This is a genomic window from Salmonella sp. NW884 (assembly GCF_051700745.1).
Lineage (GTDB): Bacteria > Pseudomonadota > Gammaproteobacteria > Enterobacterales > Enterobacteriaceae > Salmonella > Salmonella enterica.
Genome location: NZ_JAMMDE010000003.1, coordinates 63,265 through 89,421, shown reverse-complemented (window position 1 = coordinate 89,421; position 26,157 = coordinate 63,265). Strand labels below are relative to the sequence as shown.

Below are 26,157 nucleotides of genomic sequence, written 5' to 3'. Positions count from 1 at the left end.
GGGAGTTGTTGAGATGAAAATGGATACCCGACATTCCGCATTATATTACTTAATAGTTTTTCTATTCCTGGCCCTACCCGCCACAGCATCGTGGGCGAGCGTTACTATTTTGGGTAGCCGAATAATTTACCCATCAACAGCCTCCTCCGTAGATGTGCAGTTAAAAAATAATGATGCAATACCTTATATCGTACAAACCTGGTTTGACGATGGCGATATGAATACCAGCCCGGAAAATAGCAGCGCGATGCCGTTCATTGCCACGCCGCCGGTATTTCGTATTCAACCCAAAGCAGGCCAGGTGGTACGCGTAATTTATAACAACACGAAAAAATTGCCGCAGGATCGTGAGTCAGTATTCTGGTTTAACGTATTACAGGTACCACCAACGAATATTGGCAGCGACAGCGGGCAAAATAAAATGTTGGTGATGCTGCGCTCAAGAATAAAACTTTTCTATCGTCCTGACGGGCTAGGTAAACCTGATAGTCTGGCGAAAAAATTACAGATTAAAACGGTAAATAAGGGTTCCGGAAAAAGCGGTATTGTTATTGTTAATCCGCAGCCCTGGTTTGCCTCTTTAAGTAATTTGAATGTAAAAGTGAACGGCGCTTCATATAACCTGGATGCAGACATGATTGCCCCTTTCTCCAGTCAAACCTGGTGGCTGCCGGGCAAACGGTCACTCAAATCCTTCTCCGGTACAGTCACCGTTACTTTGGTTAACGACCTGGGCGCAAGGATAAGCGAGAGCTACGATGTCCCCCACCATTAATTTGAACCGCAAAAGCCTTGCGCTATTGATCGCCATAGTTTGCTCAGGCTCCGCGCAGGGTGAAGAGTATTATTTTGATCCTGCGCTACTTCAGGGGGCCACTTACGGACAAAATATTGCCCGTTTTAATGAACAGCAAACGCCTTCCGGAGACTATCTTGCCGACGTTTACGTTAATGGCACGCTGGTAACCTCGAGCACTAATATTCGATTTAATGCTGTAAAAGAGGGTCAACAGACTGAACCCTGCCTGCCCTTATCGGTGATGAAAGCAGCACAGATAAAATTACTCCCCGCGACCGACGCTGCGACCGAGTGTCGCCCGCTCAGGGAGTGGGTGCCTCATGCCGGTTGGCAATTTGATAGCGCCACGCTTCGCCTGTTGCTAACGATTCCAATGACCGAACTTACGCACAAACCGCGCGGTTATATCTCCCCTTCAGAGTGGGATAGCGGCGCGCTGGCGCTGTTTTTACGCCATAACACAAACTGGACCCACACCGAAAATACCGACAGCCATTATCGCTACCAATACTTATGGAGCGGTTTAAACATGGGCGTTAACCTCGGACTTTGGCAGGTCCGTCATCAAAGTAATCTGCGCTATGCCAATAGCAACCAGAGCGGAAGCGCCTGGCGCTATAATAGCGTTCGAACCTGGGTGCAAAGACCTGTCGCGTCTATTAACAGTATCCTGTCGCTGGGCGATAGCTATACGGACTCCAGCTTATTCGGCAGTCTGTCTTTTAACGGGGCTAAACTTGTCACCGACGAGCGGATGCGCCCGCAGGGCAAACGCGGTTATGCGCCGGAAGTTCGGGGCGTAGCGGCCAGTAGCGCGCACGTGGTAGTAAAACAACTGGGGAAAGTGATTTATGAAACCAACGTTCCGCCGGGCCCATTTTATATTGACGATCTGTACAACACCCGTTATCAAGGCGATCTGGAGGTAGAGGTTATCGAGGCCAGCGGTAAAACCTCACGTTTCACCGTGCCTTATTCTTCCGTGCCGGATTCGGTACGTCCCGGTAACTGGCACTATTCGCTGGCCTTCGGCAGGGTTCGTCAGTACTACGATATTGAAAATCGTTTCTTTGAGGGAACGTTCCAGCACGGCGTTAATAACACCATTACCCTCAACCTCGGTTCACGAATTGCGCAGCGTTACCAGGCATGGCTGGCGGGCGGCGTCTGGGCCACCGGTATGGGCGCGTTCGGCCTTAACGCCACCTGGTCGAATGCACGCGCAGAGCATAACGAGCGCCAGCAAGGCTGGCGCGCGGAACTCAGTTACAGCAAAACGTTTACCACCGGCACTAACCTGGTGCTGGCGGCTTATCGTTATTCAACCAACGGCTTTCGCGATCTTCAGGACGTGCTCGGCGTACGCCGGGAAGCAAAAACGGGGATTGATTACTACTCCGACACGCTGCATCAGCGCAATCGCCTGTCCGCGACGGTAAGCCAGCCGTTAGGACGGCTTGGCACGCTTAACCTCAGCGCCAGCACCGCAGACTACTACAATAACCAATCGCGTATAACACAGCTACAAATGGGGTATAGCAACCAGTGGCGGAATATAAGCTACGGGGTGAATATCGCACGACAGCGCACCACCTGGGATTACGATCGCTTTTATCACGGCGTTAACGAACCACTGGACGTGAGTAGCCGACAAAAATATACCGAAACCACAATGTCGTTTAATGTCTCTATACCGCTGGATTGGGGCGAAAACAGAACGTCTGTCGCCATGAATTATAACCAGTCCAGTCAAAGCCGTTCCTCAACCGTATCTATGACCGGCAGTAGCGGTGAAAACAGCGACCTGTCATGGTCGGTTTATGGCGGCTACGAGCGTTATCGCAATAGTAATAGCGATAGCAGCGCGCCAACGACGTTTGGCGGTAATCTACAACAGAACACCCGGTTTGGCGCACTTCGCGCCAACTATGACCAGGGTGATAACTATCGTCAGGAAGGGCTGGGCGCGTCCGGCACCCTGGTACTTCACCCTGGCGGTCTGACGGCTGGCCCCTATACCAGCGATACCTTTGCGCTTATTCATGCCGATGGCGCGCAGGGCGCGATCGTACAAAATGGCCAGGGCGCTGTGGTTGATCGCTTTGGTTACGCCATTCTGCCTTCGTTATCTCCTTACCGCGTCAATAACGTTACGCTCGATACCCGTAAGATGCGCAGCGATGCCGAACTGACGGGAGGAAGTCAGCAGATTGTGCCGTATGCTGGCGCCATCGCGCGTGTCAATTTCGCCACTATCAGCGGCAAAGCAGTGCTGATCTCCGTGAAGATGCCGGATGGCGGCATACCGCCAATGGGCGCTGATGTTTTCAACGGTGAAGGCACAAACATCGGCATGGTCGGCCAGAGTGGGCAGATTTATGCCCGTATCGCCCATCCGTCGGGTTCTCTACTGGTGCGCTGGGGAAAAGAAGCAAACCAGCGTTGCCGGGTTGCCTACCAACTCGATCTTCACACCAAAGAACCGTTTCTCTATCTGAACAAAATCTGCGAGAAGGAATAGCACAATGCTTTTTAGTTTCCGAACGCTATTGTTTATCACCAGCCTGTTCGTCAGCGCCGGAACATGGTCGTCATGTATCAAAGTCACCGATAAGAGCGCGCTCTCTGCCGCGGCGATAAAAGCGGGCTACACGGCGCAAAACTGGATCGGCGCAACTGACACAAATACGGGTAATATCGGTTTGCCAACGGTGATTAGCGTCAGTAATAGTGAAACTTTTCAACCCTCCGGCACACTATTGGCCAGTGGGATCGGTAACTTCCTGACGGCCGCCACCGGCACGCCCTATTCCAGTAAACAGGTACTTTACCGCTGCGATTCCGCCGATGCCGGGAAGCTCTATGAGATGTATTCGACAAATGGCGATAGCGCTTTTGCGGGGGCATTTTTTACTCCCGAAGTAGAAGGCGCTTATTATGATGTGGAGCGTAATGTTGCTGTCCGTATGACAAACCTCAGTACCGGCGAATATTACAGCCGCTTCTGGAAAGAACGCCAACTTACCGCAGACAGTTGGTTTCAGGATGACAAATATATTTATATTCCTGCCAGCGCGTTTAGCAACGTGTTATATGAGATGTTTAAAATTGACTCAAGAAAATATTTTGCCTACCAGAATCCAATGGACCGAGATACCTGGACGCAGCCTCGGGGTTATATCGCGTTTAAAGGCCCAGGCTTGATTACCGAGCGGATCAAAGCGGGACTGGATCATGCCAGCGATTATTATGGCTGGCCCAGCTATTGGCCCGGGGCATGGAGTACATATAATAGCGTCACCTATGTTCGCGGCGCGTTATGTAAAATCAAAGATTATCCTGCGATCGTGAAAATTCCCCCTGTCGCCGTCGGCATATTAGCCGCCGGAGGCAATAGTCAGGCGCCTTTCCACGTCAGCCTGGAATGTGAGTCCGGTGCCGTGTCCAGTGCCCTCCCGTCCACCAGCGCCGCTAATGTCGCAATGGGGTTTGTCGTTAATCAACCCACCGCCGTGGCGGCGGCGCGTCGCCTGGGGCTAACCACATCCGCAGGCGGTCTGTCGTGGCTACTGGACACCCATTATGGCGAACCTGGCGTAGCTTCCGGAGTGGGTATCCGCATCTATAACGATGCCGGTACGCCGATTAACCTGTTACCCGATCGGATCAAGACAGGCACTGGCAACGCCCGAGGCTGGTATGGCTATAAAGATTTAACCACACGGGTATCATCCGGTTCAGTAGAAACCTACAGCGGTGATTTTACTGCCTCGCTTGAGGCGATCGGCGGACAAACAGTAACGGCAGGAAGCGTGAATGCGCAATTACAGGCAGTGGTTAGTTTTCAGTAAAGTCATATTAACGCTACTTGGGTTGACGGGATGGTATGGCCCGGCACAAGCCGCCGTTAATATTGACAGAACCCGAATTATTTTTGCTTCAGATGATGTCGCTCAATCGTTGACATTATCCAACGATAATACAACGCCGATGCTGTTACAGGTATGGACCGACGCCGGAAACATTGACGCCTCTCCGGATAACAGCAAAACGCCGCTGGTGGCGCTGCCGCCGGTATTTAAAATGCAGCCAGGAGAACTGAGAACGCTTCGCCTGCTCCTGAGTTCCCGCCAGCAGCTGGCAACGGACCGGGAGAGTCTCTTCTGGCTAAACATTTATCAGATACCGCCAGTCACCCAGGACATTAAAAACCACCCGCGAAAACTGGTGTTACCACTTCGTTTGAGGCTAAAAATTTTAATTCGCCCGACTGGGCTAAAAGCGCCCACGGAAGCGGAGGAGAAAAAATTACGCTTTATTGCTAAAGAGAATACTATACGGATAGTTAACCCCACCTCGTGGTATATGAGTTTAACGTTAACGATGGATAACAAGAAAAGTATCGGCGATATCATGGTTGCGCCGAAAACAGCACTTGATGTGCCGCTAACACGCTCGCCAACGCCGGGAGCATCGATAAATTATGCAGTAATCAATGACTCCGGGAACTGGCGACAATATACCGCCATACTGGAAAAATATATTAGTGAGAGTGATTTTACTCCTGAGTTTTGATGGGAAATATTCAGGGATACGATCGTATCCCTGAGGATTGTTATGGAGTGAGTGTGTGATACTTACAATGCCATCCAGCCGATACCAATAGAATTCTCAACCTCCGATAATCGTCACCCAAAAATCAGGAGATAAAATATGACGTTAAAACCAGGTGAGAAATCCGGTAATAATGGAGGTATCTATGTGGAGGTTGGGCCGCGTGGTGGGATAAAAGATAACTTCGCCACGATAGCGGAAACAAAACCGCGCCACCAACGCAACGCCCTAAAAGCTACTGGGTGCTGGCAAAAAGAACACCTAACAGTAAACGTAAGTCAGGGCATCTGGCGCCACGACAGTTGGCGCCGACTGATCACAGTACGCCCGGTGCTTTACCGCCTGGCAAGCATTGTGCAAGATGCTCCGTGAGGAAATCGATGCAGATTTTGATACGATCAGAACTTGATGAACGCCGGGTATATACAGCCCAGATATTCGCTTCCTGATACCACTGAGGCAACACACGAACCAGCTCACCTCGTTCAATATACTGCGCAACATCCCATTCCGACCGCAATGTAATGCCATGGCCTTTCAAGGCCCAAATAAGCACCACACTGCCGCTGTTGGAAGAATGAAAACCGTTTAGTCGGCAATGTGTCTGCTGCTTACCGTCCGTTAATATCCAATTGCCAAATGCCGAGTTTTTTTCCTGAATCATTAGGCAATCGTGCTGCACAAGCGCACTAACAGACTCTGGCTTGCCGTGGCGTTCGAGGTATTCAGGGGAAGCACACAGGATCCGTCGATTTGTGGCTAACTGCCGTGCGATATACAATTCGTTGATATCATCCCCAACGCGAATTTCAATATCGACTCCCTCTTCCACCAGATCCACTTCACGATCCGTTAGCGTGAGTTTTACCGTAATATCAGGATAGGCGATCATAAATGACGACAGCGCCTCTGCGACATATTTATGCCCAAAACCAAATGAGCAGTTGATGGTGATATTACCCGCCAACACGCCACGTTGATTATCCAGACGACTGACAAAACCATCCATTTCACTGACGACCAGCATCGCTCCACCCAGCGCATTTTCGCCTTCCGGTGTGAGACGCATCACTCTGTTATTACGAAAAAAAAGCCGGGTGTTGAGACATTTTTCAAGGATAGCGATACGTTTGCTGATATAGGAGGGAGATAGCCCCAGCTCCAGCGCTGCCCGGGCAAATCCACCGTTGCGGGCAACGGTGACAAAAACGAAAAGATCTTCAACAGAAGGCCAGCCCTCAAGGGGCTGGCGATGTTTTTTTCCTACAGGCGTCGTTTTCATAGCATCAGTGCGAAGTTGCAAAGGATGACCGAGTTATAACACTGAATGTAAAAAGGACTGAAGTTTCTGGATAAAGTACTCAGGACACTCTTCCTGCGGGGAGTGTCCGCAAGGCAATGCTTCCCCCTGAACGTTTAGCGCCTTTTCTTTCCAGGTATCAACCACATCATACAGTTGCCCTACCGTTCCCAGTCCGCCCCACAGCAGCTGCAACGGGCACCGGATACGCGCCGACGTATCTGCGGCATCATCGTCCAAATCAATGGTCGCAGCAGCCCGGTAGTCCTCACAGATCGCGTGGATCATTTCAGGGTTCTGGTAACAGCGCAGATATTCATTGAATGCTTCCTGCGAGGTCGCGCCCTCTATTTTTAGCTGACCCGAAATATGCTTACGCAGAAAAAATGCCGGATCGTGCGCAATCATCGTTTCGGGTAACGGGAAAGGTTGAATCAGGAAAAACCACCAAAAGTAACGCGTGGCAAAGGATTTATCGGTCAAGGCGTACATCGTCGCGGTTGGAGCAATGTCGATAAAAGTACAACAGGTCACACGATCCGGATAATCCAGCGCGAGCCTGTGTCCTACGCGTCCGCCACGATCATGCCCTACGAAGGCAAAACGGGAAAAGCCGAGCGCGTCCATTAACATGACGATATCCTGCGCCATGGTGCGCTTTGAATAGGTACGGTGCGCCGGATCGCTCGTTGGTTTATCGCTGTCGCCATAGCCACGCAAATCCGGCAAAATGACTGTATGATTTTGCGCCAATGTCGGTGCAACTTTCCGCCATGTTGTATGATTCTGCGGATGCCCATGTAGCAGTACCAAAGGTGAACCGCTGCCTCCAATAGCCACTCTTACCGTCAGACCATTTTCCAGACGAACATCCTTGAGCGCAAACCCCGGAATAAACGGAGAGGCGCCGCATTCAATCAGTGTACTCATCACTTTCTCCCGTCATGCCAGCTAACAGAGGATGTTAAATAACGGCTATCCCGGACGATATTGCGCAGGGTTCCAATATGTTCAATCTCAACTTCAATAACATCACCATCGTGTAAAAACAGCGGTGGAACGCGTTTTTTGCCTACTCCACCAGGCGACCCTGTGAGGATCGTGTCGCCAGGGGAAAGCAGAGTAAAGGTGCTTATATAAGCAATGAGTGAAGCGATAGGATGGATCATATTTGCCGTAGATTCGTTCTGCACCTCCCGCCCGTTTAGTCGTGTCAGTAAACGTAGCATCTGGGGATCGGGAATGTCGTCTGTGGTCACCAGACACGGACCGAATGATCCTGTCGAAGGCCAGTTTTTTCCAGCCGTAAACCAGCTATGCTGCCAGTCCCTCACTGAACCATCCATATAGCAGCTGTATCCGGCGACATAATCTAAAGCATCCTCAGCGCTGACCCGGGAGCATGGCCGCCCAATCACTACGGCTAATTCACCTTCGTAGTCGAACTCATTGGTATTTTCAGGCTTCAGCAGCAGGCCATTATGCCCGGTCTGAGAATCCGCAAAGCGGACAAAAAGGGTTGGGGCCGGGTTGGTTTCATTAAACTCAATACGCTTATCGGCGTAATTCATTCCGACACAGATGATCTTCTGCGGATCGTCAATCACCGGCAGAAAAGTGACTTCCTGGTAGTAATAATCCGCCGGCTCATCACACCATAACGCCGCATCCGTCAGCGCATTAGCGCACAGGAGAGATTTCAAAGTGGGATATTTGTCGCCAAGCCGCTGCGAGAGATCAATTATTCCGGTTTCCTGCATAATGCCGTAGCGTTTGCCACCGTTCACAAGATATTGAACCAGTTTCATTGCAGTCTTCTTCCTTAACCGCGCGGGGATGCAGGGCGTTTTAACCACGGCCGCCGTGAATAATGCGCAACCTCAAAATTTTCAATCTCCGGCAAGTATTGCAATGTCCAGGCTATCGCATCTTCGCCTGCGGCCAGCATCGCCCGTTTGAGTTCACTGATCACAAAGGAGATCGTTTCCTCTGCCGTCGTAATTTCGCAGCGATCGAGTGAAACAGTGATAGAATTGGTATCAGCACTCGCGGCAAGCTGCGCCAGGCGCGCCAAAGCAGGTTCATCTAATGAGACCGTGAGGATCCCGTTGCGTTGGCAGTTATCATCGAAAATGCCTGCAAATGTGCTACCTATCAGCCCCCGTACTCCCAGTTGTTTTAATCCCCATACGGCGTGTTCACGACTCGATCCACAGCCAAAATTGGGGCCAACCAGCAGGAATGTCGCGCTCTGCCAGCCCGGCATGTTCAGAATAAAATCAGGATTTGGTTGGCCGCCAGCCATAAAGCGACGATCGAAAAACACCCCTTTATCCAGCCCCTGGCGATCGATCCCTTTCAGGAACTGTTTTGGCATAATCACATCAGTGTCGATATTCGGTTCCAGCATCGGCGCAATTCGCCCGCTGATTTGCTTAAACGTATCCATCTTATTCCCCTGCCTGAAGTAATGACCGAACATCGACCAGATGCCCCGCTACCGCCGCCGCCGCAACCATCGCCGGGCTCATCAAATGCGTTCTTGCTCCAGCGCCCTGTCGTCCAGGGAAATTACGGTTCGTACCTGATGCACAGCGATCGCCGGGCGACAACACATCTTCATTCATCGCAAGGCACATTGAGCAACCCGACTGCCGCCATTCAAAACCGGCAGCAATAAAGATTTTCGCCAGTCCTTCTTCTTCCGCCTGGCGTCTTACCATTGTTGAACCAGGCACAATGATCCCGCGAACATGGCTGGCGATTTTGCGCCCTTCAAGCACCTTCGCAACGGCACGCAAATCCTCAATGCGACCATTTGTGCATGAACCAATAAAAGCGTGAGAGATACGAATATCTTTCAGCAACATGCCAGCCGTTAATCCCATGTAATGAAGGGCCTTCTCAAGCGCCAGGCGCTTAAGCGGATTGGTTTCCTGTTCCGGGAAAGGGACACGTCCGGTGATGGAACCTGTTTGATCCGGACTGATTCCCCAGGTGACTTTAGGCTCAAGATCATGGCAGTTGATCGCCACCGTCTTATCAAATACCGCATCAGCATCGCTGCTCAACTGTGACCATTCCAGCAATGCCTGCTGCCAGAGTTCACCTACAGGCATTTGCGGTTTACCGTAGATATAGTCAAAAACCTTTTTATCTGGCGCAATAATGGCACCACGCGCCCCCGCTTCTACCGCCATGTTGCAGAGCGTCATTCGTCCTTCAACGCTCAACGCGCTGATGGCCTCACCCACAAATTCAATGGCATATCCCGTCGCGCCATCAGCGCCAATACGTTCAAGCAATTCAAGAACAATATCTTTTGCGGAACAGGCGAAAGGTAGCTCTCCCTGAACACTTACGCGCATGGTTTTGAGCTTGCGGTAAACCAGCGTCTGCGTGGCCAGCAGATGTTCAATTTCCGACGTCCCGATACCAAAGCCCAGCGCGCCAAATGCACCGTAGGTTGTCGTGTGACTATCCCCGGCGGCGATCACCATGCCAGGCATCACTAGCCCTTGTTCATGAGCAACCACGTGTTCAATCCCCTGACGCGGATCCAGCACATCAAATAATGTGATGCCAAAGTCAGCGGCATTTTCCCGAAAGTAATCAACCTGTAGCTGTCCTCCCGGATCGGTCATTAAGTCATCCCGTTGCGACCGCGTGGGATTAACATGGTCAATATTCAATAAAAACGTGTCGGGGTGCCGAACGGTGCGGCCGCGTTCTCTTAACCCGCTAAATGCCTGCGGGCTGGTATATTCATTCAGTATTGAACGATCAATATAAAGTAAAACATGTCCTTCGTTATCAAGTTCACGAATGGTATGTGACTCAACTAATTTTTCATACAGCGTTTTAGCAGACATATATATTCCTGGGGCAACGAATATCCGGGTAGCCAAATATTCACAATTTAAGCTTTTAGCTATAGTGACACATTAATGAAAAAATGATGATTCCATTATGGAAAGTATAAAAACACACTTCGTGTCTATAATCAGAAACTCTCCTGAACTGACTGTTTTTTGATTTGCGGTTGTTTCTCATATTTTGCGAAAATAAACCGGCAGATAAATAATCCTATCCCCAGCATCATCAGACATGATGCCGCAATAGCATTCCATCCCTGCCAGGAGAAAAGATACCCGTTTAAATACCCCATTACTGCACCGCCAGAGTAGTAGCAAAGCAGATAAAACGATGTCGCCTGTCCTTTTGCGTTTGGACTCCGTGAACTGACCCAGGCTAATACGGTGGAATGAGCAGAGAAAAATGCGACTGACAGTAAAACGATACCTGAAATGAAAACCCACAGAGAAGGGGCGATTAGCGTGAGAAATGCACCGACCATCATACAGATGATCAGCATACTGAGCGCATTCATCGACCCAATATTCAACGCGACACGGGCAGCATATGGCGCAAGAAAAAAAGTTAATGAGAAGCTAACTGGAATCAAACCTATCCAGGTGTAGCTCAGCTCATAAGGCGGTCGATGCAGGTAAAACGCCAGAAAATTAAAGATGGAAGTAAAAGAGCCGAAAAGAATAAATCCAATGACAAAACATAATGATACGCGGATATTCTTAAAATGTTCCAACCCGCCTTTCAACACTGCACCAAGCTGTAGTGAAGGCGTAGGAACAAACTGTCGGGATGTCGGGAGAAACAACTTCACCGCAAGTGCCATAGCAATCAGAACACCACCGAAGATAAAGAAAATCGTATCTATAGATACATGCTCCATCATCAAAGTTGCAAACACACGACCAGACATACTCCCTAGCGAATTGCCAAAAATAAAATATCCAGTAACAATCCCTGCCAAAGCAGGAGAGACTTCTTCACTGATATAGACTGTAACGGCCGCCGTAATACCACTTACTGCAATGCCGAGCAAAGCGCGGTATACCACCAGCATCGGCCATGATGATGCTGTTGCGCACAATAGAGTTAAAATACCTCCTGCCAGCAACGAATAAAAAATGATTGGCTTTCGCCCAAAACGGTCAGATAACGTGCCGCTAAATAACATGGCTAATGCCAGAAACCCCACCTCAGCAGACAAAATCATCCCTACCTGATTCAATGGAATATTATAAACCTCACTTAACTTTGGTAATAAAGCCTGGATTGAATATAAAGAAGCTAACTCTGCCAAACCCGCCAGAGGTAATATCATTAAAATAGGCAAGTACTTACCTATTGTCTCTTCAATATTATTTTTCATACACAATGTTCCGTAAAAGATCCTGATTGCCATCTGCCTGTTTGCCAACAAACATCCGTGTATACAATATTTATCTTTTACGTTTACAGAATTGACAGCGTTCACATTTTATTTTTCTTAATAGAGACGAAATGGAATCACGTGTTTTATGAAATGTAGATCATCTAAGAATGACGCGGTAATGGCAACGTAGTAAGTTATGAACTATATATTTATTCAATAAATATATAGACATTAATTTGACGAAAAGAAATGAATCGGCAGTCCAAAACTGTCACTGGCAACCCCTTCTGGACGCCGCCATCCTTAGATGGAAACGTCCGTTAGCGTTTTATTCGATAGTCAGCTCACACGAGTTCTTTGAGCTGCTCCTGCATATAGGTCGAAAAATACTCTGGGTTTTTGATAAGGATGCGGTTACCGGAGGCGACTTTTTCTGCCCATCCGGCCACTTTTTTCGTGAACTCAGGATTCCATCCCTCCTGCTCACCCCGTGCCACCACAACTTCCGGGCTTACTGGCACGCCTAAATCATGCAAATACTTTAAAATTCCCTTAGCGGTACTTTCATCCATTGAATGGGGTACTGACGCCGATGTGTTCATACCACCAATAAAATCCAAGGCTTTCTCAATTGCTGTTGGCATGCTCTTATCCTTAAAATTAACCACGTGAGAGACACCTTGATACTATGTACCCAACTCCGCCGGGATATCAAAGAGAACATCGCCTTTCTTTGACTTACCCCGCAGCTAAACGCTTGCGCGGCTGTTTTCTGCACTATTTTTTGGCTTCTCCGGCTAAAACCAGCCCGGTCGCTACCGCATTGCGCGGGCCTTCAGTACCACAGATATTACCCTGCCCGGCGACAACGCCGTACTGCGCCATCGTTATTGATAATGGCGGCATCGGTGGATCCTGCGCCTAAATGGAGGATCGCCAGCGGCACGGCGCATCCAGGCGTCGTTAACGCGCCAGCCACAGCCATGTTGGCTTCCACGCCACCGACTTCAACTGGGGTATTTAACCGGGCGCTTAGCTCTCTGGCGATAGCCTGCATCTGTAAGCGATCGGATTTCACCATCGCCGCAATGCCAACGGCGTTTTCCATTGAACATTCCCCGGCAATGCCACCCTGTACCGCGCGGGGAATAAACGTATCTACCGCCAGAAGATCCTGAATATGCACGGCGTTCATGTCGTGACCGGTCAGCGAGGCCATTGCTCTTACCCAGCAATAGTGGACACGCGACTAAGTGAGTAAACTCACAAGTAAGAGGTGACTCACATGACAAAACCAGCATCAACCACCAAAAAGCCACGCAAGCAGCACACGCCTGAATTTCGTCAGGAAGCCCTGAAACTGGCTGAACGCATTGGGGGGGCCGCTGCCGCCCGCGAACTTAACCTGTATGAATCACAGCTCCACAACTGGCGAAGCAAACAGCAAAATCAGCTCTCTTCTTCTGAACGCGAGCAGGAGATGTCCGCTGAGATCGCCCGTCTGAAACGTCAACTGGCAGAACGGGATGAGGAACTGGCCATTCTCCAGAAGGCCGCGACATACTTCGCGAAGCGCCTGAAATGAAGTATGTCTTCATCGAAAAACATCAGGCTGAGTTCAATATCAAAGCCATGTGCCGTGTACTTCAGATTGCCCGTAGCGGCTGGTACGTCTGGCATCAGCGTCGTCATCAGATAAACCGGCGTCAGCGGTTCCGCCTTGTCTGTGATAACGTCGTCCGGGAAGCATTCAGTGACGCAAAACAACGCTATGGTGCGCCACACCTGACGGATGAGCTTCGTGCTCAGGGTTACCAGTTCAACGTGAAAACCGTGGCGGCCAGCCTGCGTCGGCAGGGGCTGCGGGCGAAAGCCTCGCGCCGGTTCCGTCCGGTCAGTTACCGCAAACATGGTCTGCCAGTCTCAGAGAATCTGCTGAAGCAGGACTTTTACGCCAGCGGCCCGAATCAGAAGTGGGTGGGTGACATCACGTATCTTCGCACTGGTGAAGGCTGGCTTTATCTGGCCGTGGTTATCGATCTGTGGTCGCGGTCAGTCATTGGCTGGTCGATGTCTTCGCGGATGACAGCACAGCTTGCCTGCGATGCGTTACAGATGGCGCTGTGGCGGCGTAAATGTCCGGAAAATGTCATCGTGCATACAGACAGAGGCGGTCAGTACTGTTCAACGGATTATCAGAGCTTACTGAAACGCCATAATCTGCGGGGAAGTATGAGCGCCAGAGGTTGTTGTTACGACAATGCCTGTGCGGAAAGCTTCTTCCATACGCTGAAGGTGGAATGTATCCACGGAGAGGACTTTGTCAGCCGGGAAATAATGCGGACAGCAGTGTTTAATTATAGTGAGTGTGATTACAATCGGTGGCGTCGTCACAGTGCCTGTGGCGGTCTCAGTCCGGAACAATTTGAAAACCAGAACCTCGCTTAGGGTTGTGCCCATATTACGCGGGTAGGATCACAGCTCTTTCCTTCTGCCACAAGTTTTCGGGCATCATCACGACGAGAACTGGCATCTGCAAGTGTGATCGTCGGATACACACCCAGCGAGATCATTTTTGGCTTACCGGCAAAACGATAACGGAACCGCCAGCTCTTGCTTCCATTAGGTTCAATTAGCAATGACAACCCTTGCCCATCTCCGAGTGTATAGGCTTTAGTTTCAGGCTTAGCGCGGCGAATCTGCATATCGTTTAAAGGCATGTGGATAGGAATCCAAGACCGAACAGGAACATATACACAATCCTATACACATTCAGTGTCGGATTCTACTGGATGGTTACGGACGGTGATGGACAAAAAAGCAATAAAGTCGTTATGAATCAGTGTATTTATGGATGAATACGGACGTTTGAGGAACTTGATATGGTGCCGATAATAGGAGTCGAACCTACGACCTTCGCATTACGAATGCGCTGCTCTACCAACTGAGCTATATCGGCCCTGAGAAGGGTGTGTTCACGCGGGTGAATCACGGGGTAGAAGGTTAAAACTAACCGGGCGGTGCGTCAATAGCCTTGCTACTCAACCGGCTATTTTTGCACCGCTCGTCATTAATTACGCACGAATCGTACCATCGCCAAAGCCTATCCACTTATAGGTGGTAAGCGCTTCAAGCCCCATCGGACCGCGGGCATGTAATTTCTGCGTGCTGACCGCCACTTCTGCGCCAAGCCCAAACTGCCCGCCGTCGGTAAAACGGGTAGAGGCGTTGACATAAACCGCAGCGGAATCCACTTCGTTCACGAAACGCGCAGCATTACGCATATCGCACGTCAAAATCGCATCGGAGTGCTGAGTGCCATGTTCGCGAATGTGGGCGATAGCGCCATCCATATTTTCGACCACCACAACGTTCAGATCCAGAGACAGAAACTCGTTATCCAGCTCTTCCGGTTTCAGCGGCACCAGTTTGGCAGGGCCATGCAGCTCCTGCATGACGGTTTCATCCCCATGCAACGTCACGCCGCTCTCCGCCATCTGCTTGCTCAGCGCAGGCAAAAAGCGTTCTGCGATGTCCTGATGCACCAGCAAGGTTTCCACCGTGTTACAGGTGCTCGGGCGCTGGGTTTTAGCGTTGACGATAATCTTCAGCGCTGGGGCGATGTCTGCGCTGCTATCGACAAAAATATGGCACACGCCAATCCCGCCGGTAATCACCGGAATGGTGGATTGCTCGCGACACAGTTTATGCAAGCCTGCGCCGCCGCGCGGGATCAGCATATCGATGTACTTATCCATACGCAGCATTTCATTGACCAGCGAACGGTCCGGATTATCAATCGCCTGAACCGCCGCCTCCGGTAAACCGCAAGCTTTCAGCGCCTTCTGAATGACACGAACGGTTGCGGCATTCGTGCGATGCGTCTCTTTCCCACCGCGTAGAATCACCGCATTACCGGTTTTCAGACACAAAGAAGCCACATCAACGGTAACATTCGGACGCGCCTCATAGATAACGCCAACCACGCCCAACGGCACGCGGCGGCGCTCCAGACGTAGCCCGCTGTCCAGCAGACCGCCGTCGATCACCTGCCCGACCGGGTCGGCGAGATTACAGACCTGGCGCACATCGTCAGCAATCGCTTTCAGACGCGCAGGGGTCAGCGCCAGGCGGTCCAGCATCGCTTCGCTCAGGCCGTTGGCTCGCGCCTGCTCAACATCTTGTACGTTCGCGCTGAGGATACTTTCCATTTGCGCTTCCAGTTCATCGGCTATTTTTTCCAGCACGCGATTTTTTTCGCCGCTGGAGAGCAGCGCCAGCTTATACGACGCCGCTTTAGCAGCAATGCCCATTTGTTCCAGCATATGCCTGTTCCTTATCGAGTAATCATGTCATCACGATGAACAGCGACCGGGCCATATTCATAGCCAAGAATCGCATCGATTTGTTGAGAGTGGTGACCGGCTATCCGCCGCAGAGCATCACTGTTATAACGGCTGACGCCATGAGCGATATCACGCCCTTGCAGGTTACAAATTCTGATGACCTCCCCCCGCGAGAAATTGCCCGTCACGCTTTTGATGCCTTTTGGCAGAAGTGAACTGCCACGTTCCAGCATTGCCGCGGTTGCGCCTTCATCAACCGTAATTTCGCCTGCCGGCGGCGCGCCGAAGATCCAACGTTTGCGGTTCTCCAGCGGCGAGGCTTGCGCATGAAAACGGGTGCCGACGGAAATCCCCTCCATCACATCGCCGATAACGCCCGGTTTACTGCCTGAGGCAATAATCGTATCAATACCCGCGCGACAGGCCACGTCTGCCGCCTGAAGCTTAGTGCTCATACCACCGGTTCCCAGCCCGGAAACGCTGTCTCCCGCGATAGAGCGCAGCGCATCGTCAACGCCATACACATCTTTGATAAGCTCCGCCTGCGGATTGCTACGCGGATCGGCGGTAAATAATCCTTGCTGATCGGTCAGCAGCAGCAGTTTATCCGCGCCTGCCAGGATCGCCGCCAGCGCGGAGAGGTTATCGTTATCGCCCACTTTAATTTCCGCTGTCGCAACGGCATCATTTTCATTGATAACCGGCACAATATGGTTATCCAGTAATGCACGCAGCGTATCGCGGGCGTTCAGAAAGCGCTCTCTGTCTTCCATATCCGCACGCGTCAACAGCATCTGCCCGATATGGATACCGTAAATTGAAAACAACTGCTCCCACAGTTGAATCAGACGGCTTTGCCCTACCGCCGCCAGAAGCTGTTTAGAGGCGATCGTTGCCGGCAGTTCCGGGTAGCCGAGATGTTCACGCCCGGCGGCAATCGCGCCAGAGGTAACAATAACAATACGATGTCCTGCGGCGTGTAGCTGCGCGCACTGGCGGACAAGTTCTACGATATGGGCACGGTTCAGGCGGCGCGATCCGCCTGTTAGCACGCTGGTGCCGAGTTTTACGACCAGCGTCTGGCTGTCACTCATGATTCTCTGCCGTTCAAAATAAGAAATAAAGACCAAATGAACGTTTTAGCAGGACTGGCTCCGGTTGCCAACAACCTGTACGCGTAGCGTGAAATTTTGTTGCGCAGGATCAGCAAGCGTAGCGGCAGAATTTGACCATTTTATTACCGCAACAATTAAACATATTTTTTTAAAAAAATTCTCACTTTGTCATAAATCTTTCATTACCGAACGTTAAAAACCTTCCTGTTTTTTACCGGGTTTCCCGACAAATCATAGCGCGTAATTAAAACAGGAATGGAAATGAATAAGAGCACTCTGGCAATAGTGGTGAGTATCATCGCATCAGCCTCTGTTCACGCCGCCGAGGTTTACAATAAAAACGGTAATAAGCTTGATGTGTATGGAAAAGTTAAAGCCATGCACTATATGAGCGATTATGACAGCAAAGATGGCGATCAAAGCTACGTTCGTTTTGGTTTTAAAGGCGAAACGCAAATTAACGATCAATTGACCGGCTACGGGCGCTGGGAAGCTGAGTTTGCCGGTAATAAAGCCGAAAGTGATTCGTCCCAGCAAAAAACCCGCCTGGCCTTTGCAGGCCTGAAATTAAAAGATATCGGTTCTTTTGACTATGGACGTAACCTGGGCGCGCTGTACGATGTTGAGGCCTGGACGGATATGTTTCCCGAATTCGGCGGCGACTCTTCCGCCCAGACCGATAATTTTATGACTAAACGCGCCAGCGGGCTGGCGACTTACCGCAATACCGATTTCTTCGGCATCGTTGATGGACTGGATCTTACCTTACAGTATCAGGGGAAAAACGAAGATCGCGATGTGAAAAAGCAAAACGGCGACGGCTTCGGCACTTCCGTGAGCTATGATTTCGGCGGCAGTGATTTTGCCGTCAGCGGCGCTTATACTCTCTCCGATCGCACCAGGGAGCAAAATCTGCAGCGCCGCGGTACGGGCGATAAAGCCGAAGCCTGGGCTACGGGTGTTAAGTATGACGCGAATGATATTTATATGGCGACTTTCTATTCAGAAACCCGCAACATGACGCCAGTTTCCGGCGGATTTGCCAATAAAACTCAAAACTTCGAAGCGGTTATCCAGTATCAGTTTGATTTTGGTCTGCGTCCGTCATTAGGCTATGTGCTGTCAAAAGGCAAAGATATTGAGGGCGTCGGCAGTGAGGATTTGGTGAATTACATTGACGTTGGCGCAACCTATTACTTCAACAAAAATATGTCCGCGTTTGTAGATTACAAAATCAATCAGCTTGATAGCGATAACACGTTAGGCATTAATGACGATGATATTGTGGCAATAGGGTTGACCTACCAGTTCTGATAAGTCGCATTGTGCCTGATGGCGCTGCGCCATCAGGCATGACAGCAGGGTTATGCCGACAGTTTTACCGGCTCGTCGTTGAAATCGTCAGACGGCTCCAGCGCCAGCTCCATAGAAATCAGCAGGTCGCGTAGCTTTTCATGAAACTCGCGTAGCGTGTATTCCAGTCGCTCCACCACTTCGGTTTCGTTAATCGGCACTGCGGTCCAGTTGCCCTCTTTATCAAACAAACCAAACTGATAACGATAAGTGAAGCGTTTCTCTTGTGCTTCCAGCTCCATCCACCAGCCCCAAAATTCACGCTTCTCTGGCGCGGGCTTCACGTTGACGCAAACTGCCAGGCAATCGAAAAAAAAACGATTGTCTTCGCACTGCCCTTCCCGGATATAGGGGCCAAGCGCGGTAAATTTCTTGATCAATCTACTTTTCGGGTGTCCACTCGGTAACGTCATTGCGATCTCCTTTAATGAAGCAACTGTTTTACCAAATCAATAGAATTTATCAATCTATTAACACAATCTATGATTAATCCAGTCGGTAATTTCTTGCAGCGCGCGGTCAAAATTGCGGTACACCGGGTTAAAAGGGATCTCTATCAGCTTACCGTCTGAAGATGATGTTGTAATTAAGCGAGACTCTTCTTCCGGGCTGAAAGGATCGTTTTTCCAGAAGCCGGAAAGCATTGGCGTAGGACAACGTCTGCCCAGTAGCCCCTGTACTTTCAACGAATAGCGATTGAGCTCCACACGCAGCGCCTCATCCGAAGCATCATGCATACCCAGACGGCTGGCCAGCACATCCAGATACATCTCCGGCACCGTGCTCTGTCGTTGCGGATCGCTAAGTAGCGCATGGACCACCGGCCCCAGGCAAGCCACCGCTTTCAAACGCGGCGCTTCCAGATAGGCCAGACGCACCGCAACGTTGGCGCCAAAACGGAAACCAAACGCCGCAACACGGGTATGATCCACCCAAGGGACATTAGGAAGCGCTTTTAACACATGCTGATGGAGCAAGCTGGAATCCTGGGTTAATTTCCACTTTGATGAAAATCCAACCGAAGGCATATCAAGCGTTAACATCGCGATACCGCGCGGCGCGAAATAGCGTTCATACAGGGTGTAATAGTCGGTTTGCATGGCGTCCAGGCCGCCGCACATGAGCACCGTCGGAAACGGGCCATCCCCTTTCGGCATATGTAAAAACGCGGTGACAGGCGAACCGCCAGGAACGGCAAATTCCATTTCACGTAACGAGCCTGGCAACCGCTGCGCGGCCTCTTCATAGGCGCGATTCGCCAGCGCCTGCGCCTGCTCCGCCAGCTCATCGCCCTTCAAATGCGGGTAGGCGGCAATGTTATAGAGCGTTGAGGCATGAAGCCAGTAGCGTCCGCTGCGCATGGCGTCCTGTTCCTGACAGGCTTTCTGCTGCCAGTCCATCGCCTGCTTTGCCCACTCATAAATCCAGTTGCCGCCGCGGTAACCGATGACCGTATCGTATAAATCATCATCCGTTCGCTCTGCGTCGCTCATCACAATGCGCGCCTGCACATCAAGGATTTCTCGTGGGTCAACGCCGCGCCAAATCCACATCAGGCGGTTTATCATGCGATACCAGTGCGGGACGTTCTTACCGTCCAGCGCGGATTGCATGGGCGGCTGCGACCCACGATTGAACCGACGGACAAGGGTAGACGTTTCAGTATGTTTAAAGCGGGGTTTGAACAGGGTTTCGCTGAGGTTAGCCTGTGTCATTCGTGCAGCCTCCTTGGATACTCATAGAGGCTTATTGTAACCAATAAAACAGCGCCCGGCATTGCCGGGCGCTCTGAAAAGCTGCTGATTAACGACCTGAAATCGGCGGTACAAATACCACACCCATATCCCAGGGCTGTTCAATCCAGGTGTTCTGAGGAATATCAATAACATAATCATCAACCAGCGGACGGCCCGCCGGTTTAGCGAAAATCGTGACGAAATGCGCTTTAGGGTACATTTCGCGAATCGCGACGGCGGTACCGCCGGTATCGACCAGATCGTCGATGACGATAAAGCCTTCGCCGTCGCCTTCTGCACGTTTCAGCACTTTCAGTTCGCGCTGGTTATCGTGATCGTAGCTGGAGATGCATACGGTATCGACATGACGAATGCCCAATTCACGCGCCAGTAGTGCGCCCGGTACAAGGCCGCCACGACTTACGGCAATAATGCCTTTCCATTGTTCTGAAGGCATGAGGCGGCTCGCCAGTTTGCGTGCGTGAATCTGCAACATGTCCCAGGTGACGACGTATTTTTCGCTCATGTGAAGTGTCCCAGCCTGTTTATCTACGGCTTAAAAAGTGTTCGAGGGGGAAATAGTTGCGCGAGATTATAGAGACCTGACGCGCTAAAAACCAGTGTTTAGCGGAATCCACGCCTCTTTTTGTATGCTTTATACTACCCGCAGGCGGAGAAAGTGGTATTCTCAGTCGCATCTCGTAAGAGTTATCAATTCCGCTAACCCTGTGGCCTGTAAGAACGTTTTTCAGACCATCGCCAAGGAGACTTATCGTGTCTGAACTGTCTCAGTTATCCCCACAACCTTTGTGGGATATTTTTGCCAAAATCTGTTCTATCCCTCACCCGTCCTATCACGAAGAGCAACTCGCGGAACATATTGTGAGTTGGGCCAAAGAGAAAGGCCTTTACGTGGATCGCGACCAGGTCGGTAATATTCTGATCCGTAAGCCCGCCACTGCAGGTATGGAAAATCGCAAGCCGGTCGTTTTACAGGCGCATCTGGATATGGTGCCGCAAAAAAATAGCGACACCGTTCACGACTTCACTACAGATCCTATCCAGCCTTATATTGATGGCGAATGGGTTAAAGCGCGCGGTACTACGCTCGGCGCCGACAATGGTATTGGAATGGCTTCTGCGTTAGCGGTACTGGCTGACGATAATGTCGTCCACGGCCCGCTGGAAGTGCTGCTGACCATGACCGAAGAAGCGGGCATGGATGGCGCGTTCGGCCTCCAGTCCGGCTGGTTGCAGGCCGACATCCTGATCAACACCGACTCTGAAGAAGAAGGTGAGATCTATATGGGCTGCGCAGGCGGTATTGATTTTACCTCTAATCTGCCGTTGACCCGTGAAGCTGTACCCGCAGGATTTGCGTGCTTTAAGCTAACCCTGAAAGGCCTGAAAGGCGGCCACTCCGGTGGTGAAATTCACCTCGGTCTTGGCAATGCCAACAAATTGCTGGCGCGTTTTCTGGCCGGGCACGCAGAAGAACTGGATCTGCGTCTGATCGATTTCAACGGCGGCACGCTGCGTAACGCGATTCCGCGCGAAGCGTTCGCTACCCTCGCCGTTGCCGCAGACAACGTAGACGCTCTGAAAACGTTAGTGAACGCTTACCAGGATATTCTGAAAAACGAACTGGCGGAAAAAGAGAAAAACCTGACGCTGCAACTCAATGAGGTTGCCAGTGATAAAGCCGCATTGACCGCGCCGTCACGCGATACCTTTGTGCGCCTGCTGAACGCAACGCCGAACGGCGTGATCCGCAATTCAGACGTGGCGAAAGGCGTAGTGGAAACATCGCTGAACGTTGGCGTGGTCACAATGTCCGATGCGAATGTCGAAATTCACTGCCTGATTCGCTCTCTTATCGACAGCGGTAAAGATTATGTGGTGAGTATGCTGGATTCGCTGGGCAAGCTGGCTGGCGCGAAAACCGAAGCAAAAGGCAGCTATCCTGGCTGGCAGCCCGATGCGAACTCGCCGGTCATGCACCTGGTGCGGGAAACCTATCAGCGTCTGTTCAACAAGACACCGAACATCCAGATTATCCACGCCGGCCTGGAATGCGGTCTGTTTAAGAAACCCTATCCGGATATGGACATGGTTTCTATTGGGCCTACCATTACCGGACCTCACTCTCCGGATGAGCAGGTACATATCGAAAGCGTCGGCCACTACTGGACTCTGCTGACCGAATTGCTGAAAGCGATTCCTGCGAAGTAAGAAAGCGCTAAAATGCCCGTCCCATTTCTGGAACGGGCTATCAATATGGAATATCGGGTATCTATTGCCAGATAAACTCTCCTGGATGCGCTGAATAGCGCTGCGGCTACACGCGAATAGCCGGACAGCCCTATAACAGCGCCGGTAACACCGAATTATTGTGGCGTAAACGCCATTCCTTTAAATATCCGCAGCGGATTGCCGCGCTCAATCTGATGATGGAACAGACGCCTTTCAGACTTCAACGCCGCACACTCATTTTGCCGTTGCTGTTCCAGCCGCCAGGCAATCAGCAGCCGGGCCAGACGCTTATTCGCATGTTGACTGCGCTCCGACTGAACCTTCACGCTAATCCCGCTCGCCAGGTGCGTGGCCCGCACTGCCGAGTCGGTTTTATTAACGTGCTGCCCACCCGGGCCGGAAGAGCGCAGAGTCTCGAAACGAATCTCATCAGACTGTATGTGTTCGTCGGCGGAAAAGCGCCCAATGCCGACGTACCAGTTTTTTCGCCCATGGTGCGGGCGATACGGGCTGGTACAAATCCACAGTAACGTGCCGCACCAACGTTCACTGAAAGCCATGGCTTTTTCGCCGTCCAGCGAGACCAGCGCGGAACGCAGCGTGTCTGGTAATCGTCCCGGCTCTGTTTCAAGCCGTGTCAGCGATACCTTTTCTCTGGCGGCTTCTTTCGTCAGACAATCCAGCGCTTTTTTTACCGCCAGACAACACTCGTCCGGTCCCTGCGCAGAAGAAAGTTGCAGTAAGATCATGCGCTTTTCTCCCCTGAGGTTTTCAGCGTCAGCACCGGACGCAGGCAGGCAACTGGCGTAATCAGTCCGGCGTCTGCCAGACAATCCACAACGCTATCGATGGATTTATACGCCTGCGGCGCTTCTTCATAAATGAGCTGGCGATCGCGGCAAATCACCCGGCTACCCATCCCGGTACGGCAGAGCTGTCGCGGGGTAAATTTTGCCGATAACCGGTCTTTACACTCGGTACGCATCCATTTGCGCCCCGCACCGTGCGCCAGGGAGAAGAGGCTCTCCTCGCTGACGACGGGTTTCACCAGCCAGCTATAATCGCCGCGCGAGCCGGGGATAATCACCAGTCCCTGCCCATCTGGCGTAGCGCCTTTACGGTGCAGCCACCCCGCCTCACCCGCGACAGTACAGGGTTCAACGAAGTTATGCGCCACATCCAGCCGCGGTTCGCCCTCAGCCTTGAGTTGTTGCAGTATCCGGCGGGCAATCAGCGCGCGATTACTGCGGGCAAATGCCAGCGCATCGTCATGTTCTGCAAGGTAGCGGCGCGCATCGTCGCTATCTTCCGGCAAACCGTTATGCGAAAACGCCTCCACATGACGACGCAGGATAGCTTGCCCCAGACCGCGTGAACCACTGTGTACCAACAGTAATAACTGCGCTTTTTGCAACCCCGACAAAGCGAACGAATCAGCATCGACGATGCGATCGACCTGTTGCAGCTCGGCAAAATGATTGCCGCCGCCAATGGAACCCAGCGCAGAGCGCCACGAATGATGCTGCATTGCGGCGGGGACATTCTCCTCCAGCCACTGCGCGTCCGCCACGTCAGTCAGCGACGCCAGCCGCTTCTCCAGTTTATCGGCGTTATATTTACGCCCTAAAATATCCGTTTGCCATAACGCCATGCCGCAGCCGATATCGTTGCCGACCAGCGCCGGATAAAAGCGTCCACGCGAGAAAAAGGCTGCGCCAATAGGGTAGCCGCGCCCCGGATGCAGATCTGGCATCCCGATAACGCGTTTCATACCGGTTAACTTAGCCGTCGTATATAATTGTTGGATCGCGGAATCTTCGATCCACAGGTTATCTGATGCGATAGAAAATACCACATCTGATAAAGGACGAATATAATTGCCCATATACCATTCCATATATGAATTAAAAAATCAGGAAATGGCAGACGAATCCAGGGCAATAAAAGAAAATTAATCCTGGAAAGGTCTGCAAAGTGCGTTCAGAGAATAAAGTGTCATGATGAACCTCCTTTGCAGTTATTGAGAATGAGAAAACGTGGGTATAGTAATACTGAAATTTAGATGGCGCAATCGTAATAGTGATAAAATCTTAATGGCCTGACTTATAACCCTAACACCAACTGTCGTTCCAACTGAGGGTCGAGCAGCGTTACGTGTAGCCCCACCAGCCGTACGCCGCGCTCGCCGCGACGCTCGGTCCAGGTTTTACGGGCGGTGGTAATTAAGTCTTCTTTATTTAATTGCGGCCAGACATGTTCCTGAGTGGTTTGCTGAAAATCATTAAATTTTAATTTAACGCCCTGTCGGGCAATCAGTAAATCGGGCTTTACTATAGCCAGACGACGCTCCAGTTCCGGATATAAATGTTCAATAATGGCCTCGCAGTCCGACCACTCATGAATATCCTCCGCCAGAGTACGCTCAACGCCTACCGATTTACGCAGCCTTTCGCTGTTAACATCACGCTCGTCAATACCCTGACTACGCTCCCATAATACCCGGCCAAATTTACCAAAGCGTTTGAGAAGCATCGCCAGATCGCACTGTTGAATATCCCCGCAGGTTCTTAACCCCATATTTTCCAGTTTGGCGGCGGAAACTTTCCCCACGCCTGGAATTTTGGCTAACGGCAACGTTTTAAGAAAGTCGGGTACATCGGCTGGCGTAATAACATATTGTCCGTTCGGTTTATTGAGATCGGAGGCGATCTTCGCCAGAAATTTCACTGGCGCAACGCCAGCGGAGGCGGTGAGTTGCAGTTCATTGAAAATAGTCTGACGAATCTCCCTGGCGATCAGAGTTGCCGATCCATAACAGTGCGGGCTGTCAGTCACATCCAGCCAGGCTTCATCCAGCGAGAGCGGTTCAATCAGTGAAGTGTAGCGGGAAAAGATGTCACGTACATGCCGCGAAGCCTCTTTATAGGCGTCAAAGCGGCCAGGCAATAGGGTGAGATGGGGGCACAGCTTTAGCGCCATGGCGGTCGGCATCGCGCTACGTACGCCAAACTGGCGCGCAGGATAGTTGGCGGTACTGATAACGCCTCTTCGCTCACGACTCCCGCCAATGGCAATGGGAATATCGCGTAACGCCGGATTATCACGCATCTCTACCGCGGCAAAAAAACAGTCCATATCAACATGTATGATTTTGCGCATCGCTCGCCCCCACAATACTGTTTAAGTGTACAGTATGTTTTATTGCGCGCAAAGAGACATTCGCGTTAAAAATGCGACATATTCGAAGGTATGACGACGAAAGCGGCGGGAAAATTGTAAACGTACACACGGGGACTTGCGAAAAACTGCCGTGGTGCTAATGTGAGCGCTCCAAATCCAGATTACTCCGATTTGGGGACTCTTTTGCCGTTCTGGCGTGTGTAACCGTTTTATCAAGGAACA

The 26,157-nt window shown here is 51.2% G+C and carries 24 protein-coding genes, 1 tRNA gene and 2 pseudogenes; 8 read left to right on the top strand and 19 right to left on the bottom strand.

The genetic code is table 11. The features are described from left to right. The first annotated feature begins 13 nt into the window (after positions 1-13). From stbB to NA197_RS08380, 5 genes are all read left to right on the top strand, one after another. Positions 14-775, top strand: coding sequence for a fimbrial biogenesis chaperone StbB (stbB, locus tag NA197_RS08400; protein WP_000781486.1), 762 nt, complete (start codon positions 14-16; stop codon positions 773-775). Beyond that, positions 759-3,320, top strand: a complete 2,562-nt coding sequence (locus tag NA197_RS08395) for a fimbrial outer membrane usher protein (protein ID WP_064043190.1) — start codon at positions 759-761, stop codon at positions 3,318-3,320. Before stbB ends, NA197_RS08395 begins: the two co-directional genes overlap by 17 nt. Positions 3,321-3,324: 4 nt before the next feature. Then, entirely contained in the window at positions 3,325-4,650 is a 1,326-nt protein-coding gene (gene stbD, locus NA197_RS08390; RefSeq protein WP_064043189.1) for a fimbrial usher protein StbD, read from the top strand. Beyond that, positions 4,616-5,374 carry a fimbrial biogenesis chaperone StbE gene (gene stbE / locus NA197_RS08385; protein WP_023137643.1) on the top strand — a complete coding sequence of 253 codons (759 nt, stop codon included), beginning with the start codon at positions 4,616-4,618 and terminating at the stop codon, positions 5,372-5,374. Before stbD ends, stbE begins: the two co-directional genes overlap by 35 nt. A gap of 138 nt (positions 5,375-5,512) precedes the next feature. After that, complete coding sequence (locus NA197_RS08380) at positions 5,513-5,785, top strand: hypothetical protein (protein ID WP_058115721.1); 273 nt, start codon at positions 5,513-5,515, stop codon at positions 5,783-5,785. Here NA197_RS08380 and NA197_RS08375 read toward each other — a convergent pair. The 9 genes and pseudogenes from NA197_RS08375 to NA197_RS08335 all read right to left on the bottom strand — a co-directional run. Then, positions 5,730-6,695, bottom strand: a complete 966-nt coding sequence (locus NA197_RS08375; protein ID WP_064043187.1) for a LysR family transcriptional regulator — start codon at positions 6,693-6,695, stop codon at positions 5,730-5,732. The two genes, NA197_RS08380 and NA197_RS08375, sit on opposite strands and share 56 nt — an antisense overlap. A gap of 33 nt (positions 6,696-6,728) precedes the next feature. Then, positions 6,729-7,643 (bottom strand): alpha/beta fold hydrolase, encoded by a 915-nt coding sequence (locus NA197_RS08370; RefSeq protein WP_047373146.1) that lies wholly within the window; start codon positions 7,641-7,643, stop codon positions 6,729-6,731. After that, on the bottom strand, positions 7,643-8,521 hold the full coding sequence (locus NA197_RS08365; RefSeq protein ID WP_001577254.1) for a fumarylacetoacetate hydrolase family protein: 879 nt from the start codon (positions 8,519-8,521) through the stop codon (positions 7,643-7,645). The genes NA197_RS08370 and NA197_RS08365 overlap by 1 nt, the downstream gene beginning before the upstream one ends. A 14-nt stretch (positions 8,522-8,535) precedes the next feature. Further along, positions 8,536-9,162, bottom strand: a complete 627-nt coding sequence (gene leuD, locus NA197_RS08360) for a 3-isopropylmalate dehydratase small subunit (RefSeq protein WP_000379343.1) — start codon at positions 9,160-9,162, stop codon at positions 8,536-8,538. Position 9,163: 1 nt separating this feature from the next. Beyond that, positions 9,164-10,585 carry a 3-isopropylmalate dehydratase large subunit gene (gene leuC / locus NA197_RS08355; protein WP_001274854.1) on the bottom strand — a complete coding sequence of 474 codons (1,422 nt, stop codon included), beginning with the start codon at positions 10,583-10,585 and terminating at the stop codon, positions 9,164-9,166. Positions 10,586-10,716: 131 nt separating this feature from the next. Continuing rightward, positions 10,717-11,955 carry an MFS transporter gene (locus NA197_RS08350; RefSeq protein ID WP_012543325.1) on the bottom strand — a complete coding sequence of 413 codons (1,239 nt, stop codon included), beginning with the start codon at positions 11,953-11,955 and terminating at the stop codon, positions 10,717-10,719. Positions 11,956-12,296: 341 nt separating this feature from the next. Then, positions 12,297-12,620, bottom strand: coding sequence for a DUF1889 family protein (locus tag NA197_RS08345; RefSeq protein WP_001539227.1), 324 nt, complete (start codon positions 12,618-12,620; stop codon positions 12,297-12,299). Between the two features lie 109 nt (positions 12,621-12,729). Then, positions 12,730-12,837 carry a diol dehydratase reactivase ATPase-like domain-containing protein gene (locus NA197_RS08340; protein ID WP_023262008.1) on the bottom strand — a complete coding sequence of 36 codons (108 nt, stop codon included), beginning with the start codon at positions 12,835-12,837 and terminating at the stop codon, positions 12,730-12,732. Further along, a pseudogene (locus tag NA197_RS08335) lies at positions 12,806-13,177 on the bottom strand (diol dehydratase reactivase ATPase-like domain-containing protein); the annotation flags it as partial. The pseudogene NA197_RS08335 and the gene NA197_RS08340, both read right to left, overlap by 32 nt. Before the next feature lie 60 nt (positions 13,178-13,237). Between NA197_RS08335 and NA197_RS08330 the strand changes: the two are divergent. Next, positions 13,238-14,400, top strand: a protein-coding gene (locus NA197_RS08330; protein WP_139379246.1) for an IS3 family transposase whose coding sequence is annotated in 2 segments (ribosomal slippage) — positions 13,238-13,502 and positions 13,502-14,400 — 1,164 coding nt in all. Because the reading frame shifts where the segments join, the coding sequence is not laid out codon by codon here. A gap of 17 nt (positions 14,401-14,417) precedes the next feature. Here NA197_RS08330 and NA197_RS08325 read toward each other — a convergent pair. The 4 genes and pseudogenes from NA197_RS08325 to proB all read right to left on the bottom strand — a co-directional run. Further along, positions 14,418-14,672 (bottom strand): annotated as a pseudogene (locus tag NA197_RS08325) (Arm DNA-binding domain-containing protein); the annotation flags it as partial. A gap of 163 nt (positions 14,673-14,835) precedes the next feature. Next, positions 14,836-14,911: transfer RNA gene (locus NA197_RS08320), tRNA-Thr, on the bottom strand. Positions 14,912-15,026: 115 nt separating this feature from the next. Further along, entirely contained in the window at positions 15,027-16,277 is a 1,251-nt protein-coding gene (gene proA, locus NA197_RS08315) for a glutamate-5-semialdehyde dehydrogenase (RefSeq protein WP_064043183.1), read from the bottom strand. Positions 16,278-16,288: 11 nt separating this feature from the next. After that, on the bottom strand, positions 16,289-17,392 hold the full coding sequence (proB, locus tag NA197_RS08310) for a glutamate 5-kinase (protein WP_001285275.1): 1,104 nt from the start codon (positions 17,390-17,392) through the stop codon (positions 16,289-16,291). 282 nt (positions 17,393-17,674) lie between these two features. On the opposite strand from proB, the gene phoE reads away from it, so the two are divergent. Then, on the top strand, positions 17,675-18,727 hold the full coding sequence (gene phoE / locus NA197_RS08305; protein ID WP_023237819.1) for a phosphoporin PhoE: 1,053 nt from the start codon (positions 17,675-17,677) through the stop codon (positions 18,725-18,727). A gap of 50 nt (positions 18,728-18,777) precedes the next feature. Here the strand turns inward: phoE and crl are convergent, their stop codons facing one another. From crl to gpt, 3 genes are all read right to left on the bottom strand, one after another. After that, on the bottom strand, positions 18,778-19,179 hold the full coding sequence (gene crl, locus NA197_RS08300) for a sigma factor-binding protein Crl (RefSeq protein WP_000174693.1): 402 nt from the start codon (positions 19,177-19,179) through the stop codon (positions 18,778-18,780). A gap of 57 nt (positions 19,180-19,236) precedes the next feature. Further along, a complete protein-coding gene (gene frsA, locus NA197_RS08295; protein ID WP_000189588.1) occupies positions 19,237-20,481 on the bottom strand; it encodes an esterase FrsA in 1,245 nt (414 codons plus the stop codon). An 88-nt stretch (positions 20,482-20,569) separates the two neighbouring features. Continuing rightward, positions 20,570-21,028: a xanthine phosphoribosyltransferase gene (gene gpt / locus NA197_RS08290; protein WP_001292018.1), complete on the bottom strand. Its 459-nt coding sequence runs from the start codon at positions 21,026-21,028 to the stop codon at positions 20,570-20,572. A 248-nt stretch (positions 21,029-21,276) separates the two neighbouring features. Between gpt and pepD the strand changes: the two genes are divergently transcribed. Next, entirely contained in the window at positions 21,277-22,734 is a 1,458-nt protein-coding gene (gene pepD, locus NA197_RS08285) for a cytosol nonspecific dipeptidase (RefSeq protein ID WP_001292971.1), read from the top strand. Between the two features lie 155 nt (positions 22,735-22,889). Here pepD and prfH read toward each other — a convergent pair whose 3' ends face one another. From prfH to dinB, 3 genes are all read right to left on the bottom strand, one after another. Then, entirely contained in the window at positions 22,890-23,504 is a 615-nt protein-coding gene (gene prfH, locus NA197_RS08280; RefSeq protein WP_000602086.1) for a peptide chain release factor H, read from the bottom strand. Next, positions 23,501-24,640, bottom strand: coding sequence for an RNA ligase RtcB family protein (locus tag NA197_RS08275; RefSeq protein WP_000528898.1), 1,140 nt, complete (start codon positions 24,638-24,640; stop codon positions 23,501-23,503). The genes prfH and NA197_RS08275 overlap by 4 nt, the downstream gene beginning before the upstream one ends. A 218-nt stretch (positions 24,641-24,858) precedes the next feature. Continuing rightward, positions 24,859-25,914 (bottom strand): DNA polymerase IV, encoded by a 1,056-nt coding sequence (gene dinB, locus NA197_RS08270; RefSeq protein WP_001226200.1) that lies wholly within the window; start codon positions 25,912-25,914, stop codon positions 24,859-24,861. Between the last annotated feature and the right edge of the window lie 243 nt (positions 25,915-26,157).